The organism is Paenibacillus sp. NMA1017 (genome assembly GCF_058895805.1).
Map to the genome: position 1 here is coordinate 1 of NZ_JBZXYR010000027.1, position 10702 is coordinate 10702.

1 protein-coding gene is annotated in these 10702 nt (G+C 53.6%); it reads right to left on the reverse strand.

Annotated features, from left to right (window positions below):
* Positions 1–10702 (reverse strand): non-ribosomal peptide synthetase (locus AC5ELV_RS26010; protein ID WP_493432425.1); only part of this gene is annotated, 10702 nt, incomplete at both ends.

Consider the following 10702-nt stretch of genomic DNA (forward strand, 5'->3'; position numbering starts at 1 on the left):
CTTCTGATTCGTTCTGATCAGGTCGGCAAAGGTGTCCTCAGCTCCACTGCGGATACGTATTGGAATGGTGTTAATGAACAAGCCCACCATATTTTCGATCCCCGGAATATCCGCTGGACGACCAGACACTACACCGCCAAAAACAGCGTCATCACTACCGTTGTACTTTTGGAGCAGCAATCCCCAGGCTGTTTGCAGCAATGTATTCGCGGTCACGTGGTGCTGCTTGGCCACCATTTCCATACGTCCGGTCAAGTCCTTGCCCAGATCGCACAGGATATGCTCAAATTGTGCACCGTCCGCTTTCACGCCTACTTTTCCGGTCGGAATCGACGTTTGCTGATCATAGCCGAGCAAATAATCCTTCCAGTAGGAAGCTGCTGCTTCTACATCCTGTGCTTCAAGCCACTCAATATACTGACTGTATGGAGTCACGGGGGCAAGCTTCGGCTGTCTATGCTCCACGGCTGCAAAATAAGCCTCAAACACCTCATCCGTGACCAACGCCACACACCAACCATCCATCAAAATATGATGAGAGCTCCACACAAAATAATAATCCTCGTCACCTGTTCGCAAAATCGCCACGCGCATCAACGCATCCCGGGACAAATCGAATCCGGCTGCCTTGTCCTTGCGAATAAATTCCTTCACATACGCGTCACGCTCCTGCTCACCCAAATGACGCAAATCTTCACATTTGAAACCAACATCCTTGCGGCGGAAAATAACCTGCACAGGCTCATCCTGCCAACCGCTGATGAAATTGGCCCTAAAGATCTCATGCCGCTGCGCCAAATGATTCAAGCTATCCTGGAAAATATCCGCTTGGAAGCGTCCGTGCAAATCAAAGGTCGTTTGTTCAAAATAAGCACCTGACGCTGCATCCATCAGACTATGGAACAACATGCCTTTCTGCATCGGCGTCAGCGCATATACATTTTCCAGTTCCCCCATGTCACGAGTCCGCTTTACCAACTGATCCAGCTCGGCCATCGTTACATTGTTGAGCATGACATCGCTTGGCGTCAGCTCCTGCTGTTTGCGGCTGGTGCAATGCGCAATGATTTCCTGCAAACTGATTCTAAACTCTTCAGCTAGCTGCTCCATCGTTTCACGACGATATTCCTGCTTGCTGTAGCTGATCGTCAATTGCAGCTCGCCTTCCGAAATCAGTCCGTTCATATCTAGCGTGTGCGTTCTAGCTGCATGGGCGCTAAGCTCTGCACCGCTAGCGTAAGGAGATACGCCAATGGATTGATTTTGCATATCTTGGTCAAATTGTCCCAAATAGTTAAAGCTGATTTCAGGTTCGGTCACAAAACGCTCTGACTCACGTGCTGCGGACAGGTATCTCAACATACCGTAGCCAATGCCCTTTTGCGGAATGCGGCGTAGCCCTTCTTTCACATGTTTGATGCGCCGTGAAAGGTCTTGGCCCACGCTCATATCCAGCACAACCGGGAATTGGGTCGTAAACCAGCCCACAGTGCGCGTAATATCCAGTTCTGGCAAAATGGATTCCCGTCCATGACCTTCCAGGCTCACGAGCACTCGTTCCAGACCCGCCCAGCGATGAATCGTCAGTCCCAATGCGGTAAGCAGCAAATCATTCATATCCGTGTTGTAGGCACGATGCGCTTGTTTTAACAGCTGCTCCGTTTCCTGAGCTGTCCACGTAACTGTCATGTTCTCGCTGTCCCTATTCAAGGAATGAGAATGGGATTCGTCTTTTGGAAGCGGCTGATATACGCCCTGTTCCATTTCCTGCCAGAATGCGAGTTCTGCTGCCAATGCCGGACTATTCGCATATTGAGACTGGCCCTCAGCCCAGGTGCGGAACGAATCCGTTTTGTGCGGAAGACGAGTCGTTTGTCCGTGCAATGCCTGCTCATAGGCGGTCGTAATATCCTCGAACAAAATGCGCCAGGATACGGTATCCACCACTAAGTGATGAATCGCCATCAGCAAATGATCTCCATCTGGACAATGGAACAGCCCCAGCTTCACCAGCGGTCCTTCGCTCAGATGAATACCCGCCTGAATCTCATTCACTTTGGCCTCGATCGCCGCAGATACCTCAGACTCATTTCTGAAGTCCACCCGTTCCAGCGTATACAGCTCGCCCTCCCCAATCGCGCGGTTCCAGGCTTCATATCCGTACTCTGTAGGACGGAAAATGATACGCAGAGCATCGTGATGGCTAACGATTTGATCCATCGCCGTGCGCAGGGCCGTTTCATCAAAACCGTCCTTGCTATGCAGCATGATGGACTGGTTATGATGATGAGCATCCGTCAGGTTCTGCTCAAAGAACCATTGTTGAACAGGTGTCAGCTTCACAGCGCCCACCACTTCGCTCTGATCTGCCAATCGGGTCACCGATTGGACTTTCAGTGCCAAGGCAGACACGGTTGGATGACTGAACAGGTCTTTCATCTCCAGTCGATAACCTGCTTGCAGCAATCGAGATGATACTTGCAAAGCTTTGATCGAATCGCCACCCAGCTCGAAGAAGTTATCCTGCGTGCCTACCGCTTCCACGCCCAGTACTCCGGCCCACACTGCAGCCAGTACTTGCTCCACCGTGGTACGCGGCGCCACATAGGCTGCACCGGTATGGATGCTTCCTTCCGGTTCCGGCAACGCTTTGCGGTCGATTTTTCCATTGTGGGTCAGTGGGATTGTCTCCAGTCGCATCAAACGTGCAGGCACCATATGTGCTGGCAGCCCTGCTTCCAGCTCGGCCTGTACCTCCTCGATCCGCAGCTCTGCTTCTCCTGTGATATATCCGCACAAGTACTTGTGCCCACGCTCATCCGTCCGGTCGATGACTACCGCTTGACGCACGCCCGGCACCCGCTGGATCGCCGTTTCAATCTCGCCCAGCTCGATTCGATAGCCCCGGATTTTGACCTGATAGTCCATCCGGCCGATAAAGTCCACATTGCCGTCCGGCATCCACCGCGCCAAGTCGCCTGTGCGATACAATCGTTCACCCGCAACATACGGGTTCGCTACGAACTTCTCGGCCGTCAGGTCCGCACGGTTCAGGTAGCCCCGTGCAACCCCAGCACCGCCAATGCACAGCTCGCCCAGCACGCCGATCGGCACCGGATTCAGCTGGCTGTCCACGATGTAGAAGCGTGCGTTCAGCCACGCCTGACCAATCGGCACACTGCCGCTATTTGGCAGCTTCGACAGTTCTTCGTCGTAGAAGCTGGAGTCGATCGCCGCTTCCGTGACGCCGTAGCTGTTCATAATGCGGATATCCGCACCAAATCGTTCTTGCAGCACCCGGTAGTCCGTCACGCTGCAGCTATCCGAGCTGGTGATCAGCAATTCCAGACTGCTCATGTCCAGTCCCTGTTCATACACATGCTGCATAAACGGTACGATCAGGGCCGGAGTCGATTCGAACACTGTAATCTGATACTCGCGAATCCAACCATACAAACGGCTTGGATCAATCCGATCATCTTTTGGACAGATGACCATCGTGCCACCGTTATAAAGCGCCCGTGCGATATCCCCGACGAATACGTCGAAGGAGAAGCTTGCCAGTTGCAGCAATCGTACCGGGAACTGGTTCAAACGGTAATCCCGACGATAGGCCGTAGCTGTATTGACCAAGCTACGATGCTCGATCATAACGCCCTTCGGACGTCCCGTTGTCCCGGAGGTGTAGATCACATACGCCAGATCTTGCGGCTCGTTGATGTGATCGATATCGGTGGTGTCTCCGATGTACAGCGACTCATCGTCCAGCGCCAGTACAGTATGCAAACTTAGTCCCGTTGAAGGTTCGGATGTTACTTGGCTGTCAGGTGACGAATCTGCTGTTCCGTTCAGGGTTCCATGGAGTGTATCTGATTCCATCGTTACAGTGCCAGCCACTGTTTCCAACTCGCCCTCAGTCTGCCCTCCGGCCAAGGCCTGTTGGCTTTCTTCGAGCCAGACCTGTGCACGCTCCTGCAAGCCCGTTTGGGTCAACAGCACCGTCGCACCGCTGTCCTCCAGCATGAAACGAATACGTTCGGATGGATAGTCTGCATCCAACGGCACATATGCACCGCCGGCCTTCCACACTGCCAGCACACCGACCAGCATGTCCACCGAACGTTCACTCAAAATGCCAACAATCGACTCGCGTCCAATGCCTTCATTCCGTAATCTCCGCGCCAATTGGTTCGCACGCTCGTTCAGTGTGCGGTACGTAAGCTGCTGCTCCTCGTACACCACCGCCACGTGATCCGGTACAAGCTGCGCTTGTTCTTCCACATAGGTATGGAACAAGGCTCCTACTTCAACAGCAGCAACATCCGATACTCCCACATCTCCAAAACCGTAGATGATTTGTGCCTTCTCCTCGACGGTTACCATATCCAAAGCTGCCAGTGGCTGCTGCGGATGAAGGGTAATTGCACGAACAAGTTCGGTAAAATGCTGTGCCAATCGCGCGATGGTCTCAGGCTTGTACAGCGCCGTGCTGTATTCCAGACTGCACAGAATGCCTTCCGGCTGCTCCACTGCATCCAAGGTCAGATCAAATTTGGCCGTAGGATTGTCCGTCGGATACGTTTTAAAGGTCAGACCCTCCAGCTCGAACTCCTGTTGTTCAAATGTTTTCAACTCAAACATCGTGTCAAACAGCGCATTCCGGCTCGTATCCCGCGTTAAATTCAGCTTTTCAACCAGCTCTTCAAAAGGATACTCCTGATGCTCATACGCACTGAGCGCATGCTCTTTGACCTCTTGCAGGTAGTCCAGGAATGTTTTGTCGCCAGACGGATAATTGCGGATCGCCAGCGTGTTGAGGAATACGCCTACCAGGCTCCCCAGTTCCGCATGCGGTCTTCCGGCAATCGGCGTGCCGACGATAATGTCCTCTTGACCCGTGTATTTATGCAAAAGCGTGCTATATGCTGCCAGCAATACCATGTACAAGGTGGATCCGGTTTGCGCGGCCAGTTGTTTCAACTGCTCGCTGTCCTCCATGCGGATCGCAAACTCAAATCGAGTTCCTTCCAGACGCTGTACAGCAGGTCTTGTAAAATCCGTTGGCATATCCAGCGCCGGGATTTCACCAGACATCGTGTTCAGCCAATAGCTTTCTTGCGCACGTAGGCGTTCACTTTGCATATCTGCATGCTGCCAAACGGCATAATCCTTGTACTGAATACGCAGTGGCGTCAGTTCGTTGCCTTCATACAATTGAGAAAACTCCTGCACGATAATTCCTTCCGTGACGCCATCCGAAATAATATGGTGCATGTCATAGAGCATGACGTGACGCCCCGCTCCATTTTCGATCAACTGAACCCGCAGCAACGGTGCTTGTGCGAGATCAAATGCACGTACAAAGTCCTGTGCGTACTGCGGGGTCTCCTCTTCGCTTGCTTGTACATGCTCCACGCTGAATGGTGCGCTGGATTCAATCCGCTGAATCACCTCACCATCCACCATCTCGAATCTAGTTCGCAGGGCTTCATGACGGACAATCAGCTGGCGGAAGGCTTGCTCCAGTCGCTTTTTATCCAAGGAACCTTCAATGATCAAAGCGCCTGGCATATTGTAGCTAACCTCTCCGCCTTCTAGGTGACTCAGCACGTACATCCGTTTTTGCGCCGAGGAAACGGGATAATATGCGCGCTCCTCCGCAACAGGAATAGATACATACGTTTGCTGGGTCTGATCTTCACCCATCACCTGTACCAGTTGCTCAATCGTCGGATATTGGAAAATATCTCGCAAGGCCAGCTTGTGATTCAGCTCCTGATGGATTTTCGCCATCAGTGTTGTCGCGCGCAGAGAATGTCCTCCCACTTCAAAGAAGTTATCCTGGATGCCTATCTGGCGATGATTCAAAACGCTTTGCCAAATACGTACCAGTTGCTCTTCCAGCCATGTGCGCGGCGCCACGTACGCCGTGCCTCCTTCGAGGCGCGCTTCCGGTGCAGGCAACGCTTTGCGGTCAATTTTTCCGTTCGGTGTCAGCGGGAAATGATCCAGTTGTACGACATACGTCGGGATCATATAACCCGGCAGCTTGGGCTGCAGCATGTTGCACAGCTCTGGCAAATTCAGCGCCGCAGAGGCTACGACATACGCACACAAATCCTTGTCTCCGTCTTCGTTTTCCCAGGCGGTGACGATGGCTTTCTGAATGCCATCCACGGTCAGCAGCTGTGCTTCCACCTCGCCCAGTTCAATCCGGAAGCCCCGGATTTTGACCTGATCATCCATCCGGCCGATAAAGTCCACATTGCCGTCCGGCATCCACCGCGCCAAATCGCCTGTGCGGTACAATCGTTCACCCGGTACATACGGATTTGCTACGAATTTCTCGGCCGTCAGGTCTGCACGGTTCAAGTATCCCCGTGCTACCCCGGCTCCGCCGATGCACAGCTCGCCCAGTACGCCGATCGGCACCGGATTCAGCTGGCTGTCCACAATGTAGAAGCGGGCATTCAGCCACGCCTGGCCAATCGGCACATTGCCGCTACTTGGCAGCTTCGAAAGTTCTTCGTCGTAGAAGCTGGAGTCGATCGCCGCTTCCGTGACGCCGTAGCTATTAATAATACGAATATCTGCGCCAAACCGTTCTTGCAGTACCCGGTAATCCGTCACGCTGCAGCTATCCGAGCTGGTGATCAGCAGTTCCAGACTGCTCATGTCCAGCCCCTGTTCATGCACATGCTGCATAAACGGTACGATCAGGGCCGGGGTCGATTCGAACACTGTAATTTGATAATCATGAATCCATCCGTACAAACGGCTAAAATCAATCCGGTCGTCTTTCGGACAGATGACCATCGTGCCGCCGTTATAGAGCGTTCGCGCGATATCCCCGACGAATACGTCGAAGGAGAAGCTCGCCAGCTGCAGCAGTCGTACTGGGAACTCGCTCAGACGGTAATCCCGACGATACGCCGCAGCCGTATTCACCAAACTGTGATGTTCGATCATGACACCCTTTGGACGTCCGGTTGTCCCGGAGGTGTAAATGACATACGCCAAATCCTGCGGGTCGTTGATGTAATCGACGTTCGTCGTATCTCCGGTGCACAGTGACTCATCGTCCAACGCCAGCATCGTCTGCAGACGCAATCCCGTTGCCAGTTCGGATGCTGCTTCGCTATCAGGTGGCGAAGCTGTTGTTCCATTCAGCGTTCCATGGAGAGTACCTGATTCCATCGTTTCAGCTCCAGCCGCTGTTTCTAACTCGGCCTCAAACTGCCCTCCGACAAAGGCCTGTCGGCTTTCCTCCAGCCATACTTGTGCACGCTCCTGCAAGCCCGTCTGGGTCAACAGTACCGTCGCACCGCTGTCCTCCAGCATGAAACGAATACGTTCGGACGGATAGTCTGCATCCAGCGGTACATAGGCGCCTCCAGCCTTCCACACCGCCAATACACCGACCAGCATGTCGACCGAGCGTTCACTCAAGATGCCGACAATTGACTCGCGTCCAACGCCTTCATTTCGCAATCTCCGCGCCAATTGGTTCGCGCGCTCGTTCAGTTTACGGTACGTAAGCTGCTGCTCCTCGTACACCACTGCCACGTGATCCGGCACAAGCTGTGCCTGTTCTTCCACAAAGGTGTGGAAGAAGGCTCCTGCTTCAACTACAGCAACATCCGATACCCCCACATCTCCAAATCCATGGATGATTTGTGCTTTTTCCTCGGCAGGTACCATATCCAAAGCTGCCAGTGGCTGTTGTGGATGCAGTGTAATTGCACGTACGAGTTCAGTAAAATGATGTACCAATCGCGTAATGGTCTCAGGCTTGTACAGCGCCGTGCTGTATTCCAGACGGCACAGAATGCCTTCTGGCTGCTCTATTGCCTCCAAGCTCAGATCAAATTTGGCCGTATTATTTTCCAGCGGATACGAATTCAGGGTCAGACCTTCCAACTGCAACTCCTGCTGCTCTAATGTTTTCAACTCAAACATCGTGTCAAACAGCGCATTTCGGCTCGTATCCCGCGTTAAATTCAGCTGTTCAACCAGCTCTTCAAAAGGATAGTCCTGATGCTCATAAGCACTAAGCGCATGCTCTTTGACCTCTTGCAGATAATCCAGGAATGATTTATCGCCAGACGGATAATTGCGGATCGCCAGCGTGTTGATGAAGACACCTACCAGACTCTCCAGTTCCGCATGCGGTCTTCCGGCAATCGGCGTGCCGACTACGATATCTTCTTGGCCTGTGTATTTGTGCAAGAGCGTAGTGTACGCCGCCAGCAGCACCATATACAGGGTTGAACCTGTTTGCGAAGCCAGTTCTTTTAGGCGTTCGCTAACTTCACGCTCCAGTCCGAATTCGATCGTATCCCCTGCCGTACTTTGTACCGCCGGACGGTCAAAGTCGGTTGACAGATCCAGCACAGGCACTCCGTCCCGGAAGGTACCCAGCCAGTACGCTTCCTGACGCTGCATCCATTCCTGATGGGCTTCGCTTTGCTGCCATACCGCATAATCCTTGTACTGAATCCGTAATGGCGATAGCTCTTCACCGCCATACAAGCGGACAAATTCATCGGTCAGTACCTCCATCGACACACCATCCGAAACGATATGGTGCATGTCGAGCATGAGCAGATACTGTGGTTCCTGCTCTGCTCCTTGTGCGCCCAGATCCACCAAGCCTACCCGCAGCAGCGGCGCAGCTTTCAGATCAAACGGACGGACAAACTGCCGGACCCGTTCTTGTGCTTCCTGGCTAACCCTCGTGTACGTAGCTGTAGCTATAGATGTGTCCTGATCTGTATCCGAAGTCGCACTCTCTGCCTGTACCTTCGTATATTCCACCTCGAACGGCACGGTGTCCTCAACCCATTGCATCGGCTCATTGTCCACTAGCTCAAAGCGGGTACGCAAGGTTGCATGGCGATCGATCAATTGACGGAACACATCTTCTACTCGTTTCACATCCAGCGGGCCGCTCACTTGCAGCACCGACGGCATGTTGTAGTTCACATCACTTGGATCAAACTGATGCAACACATACAGTCGTTTTTGCGCTGAAGATAACGGGTAGAAGCTGCGTTCTTCTGTTACCGGAATAGACGCATATGTTACTTGATCCAGCTGTTCCAGTACGACTGCCAGTTGTTCAATGGTTGGTGCTTCAAAAATACTGCGCAGTGGAAGCGGCTTGTTCAGCTCCTTGTGAATCTTCGAGGCCAGTGTCGTCGCCCGCAGCGAGTGTCCGCCAATCTCGAAGAAGTTCTCCTTCACACCGACCTGCGTGAGGCCCAGCACATCCTGCCAAATGTGCGCCAGTTTCACTTCCACCCACGTCCGCGGTGCGACATAGTCGGCTCCGCTTTGCAGGCTGCCTTCTGGTGCCGGCAGGGCCTTGCGGTCAATTTTGCCATTGGGACTCAGCGGCATCTTTTCCAGCTGTACAAAGTACGATGGCACCATGTAGCCTGGCAGCTCCCGGCCCAGCTCACTTCTCAGCTCGCTGGCACCCATTTCTTGTCCGGCGACATAGTACGCCACCATTTGTTTTTGGTCCGTTTCGTCTGCACGAGCCATGACGACAGCTTCACGTACCGATTCCACTTGGAGCAGCTGCGTTTCGACCTCGCCCAGCTCAATCCGGTAGCCCCGGATTTTTACCTGATGGTCGATCCGGCCCAGATATTCAATGTTGCCGTCCGGCATCCATCTCGCCAAATCGCCTGTGCGGTACATCCGTTCATAGCCTGCTTCCCCGCCGGCAAACGGATCTTTCACAAATTTCTCGGCCGTCAACTCCGGACGGTTGAGGTAACCGCGGGCTACGCCGACACCGCCGATGCACAGCTCACCCGCCACCCCAATCGGCTGCAATTGCTCCGTGCCTTCCTTCACGATGTACAGACGAATGTTTTGAATCGGTTTCCCGATTGGAATAACCGCATATTCCTTATCCGGCTCGCAATCGAAGTACGATACGTCCACCGTCGCTTCGGTTGGGCCGTACAGGTTGATCAGCTTCGCTCCGGCCAGGCTTGACACAAGCCGTTGGAATCGTGCCACATGCTGCGATGGCAATGCTTCGCCGCTGGCAAAGACATGACGCAACGTTGCTAGCTTCGCTTGCATCACTTCCCGTGGCTGCTGCTCCACATACTCCAGGAACGCATGCAGCATGGCCGGTACAAAGTGCATCGTGCTCACGCCATCGCGGGCAATCGTGTCGACGATGTCTTCCGGGTTCTTTTCCCCGCCCACGGACAGCAAGCTCACCTTCGAGCCGACCAGCGACCACCAGAACAGCTCCCACACCGACACGTCGAACGTGAAGGCGGTCTTTTGCAGGATCGTATCTTCCGCACTCAAGCCGTACCGATCATGCATCCACAAAATCCGGTTCAGCACGGAATGGTGTTCCACCATCACGCCCTTCGGTTTTCCCGTGGAGCCGGACGTATAGATGACATAGGCGACATGGTGTGGCCCAGCCAGTGGCTCCAGATTCGAGCCGTCTTTGTGGTAAATGTCCTCACGATCCAGCACCAGCACCTGACCGTCGAAACTCAGCGAGGCTTGCTCCGCCAGATGTGATTGCGTCAGGACTAGCTTCGCGCCCGAATCCTCCAGCATAAAGCGGATGCGGTCTGCTGGATATTCCGGATCAATCGGCACGTAGGCTCCTCCAGCTTTGAGAATCGCGTAGATACCTACGATCATGTCCAGTGAACGG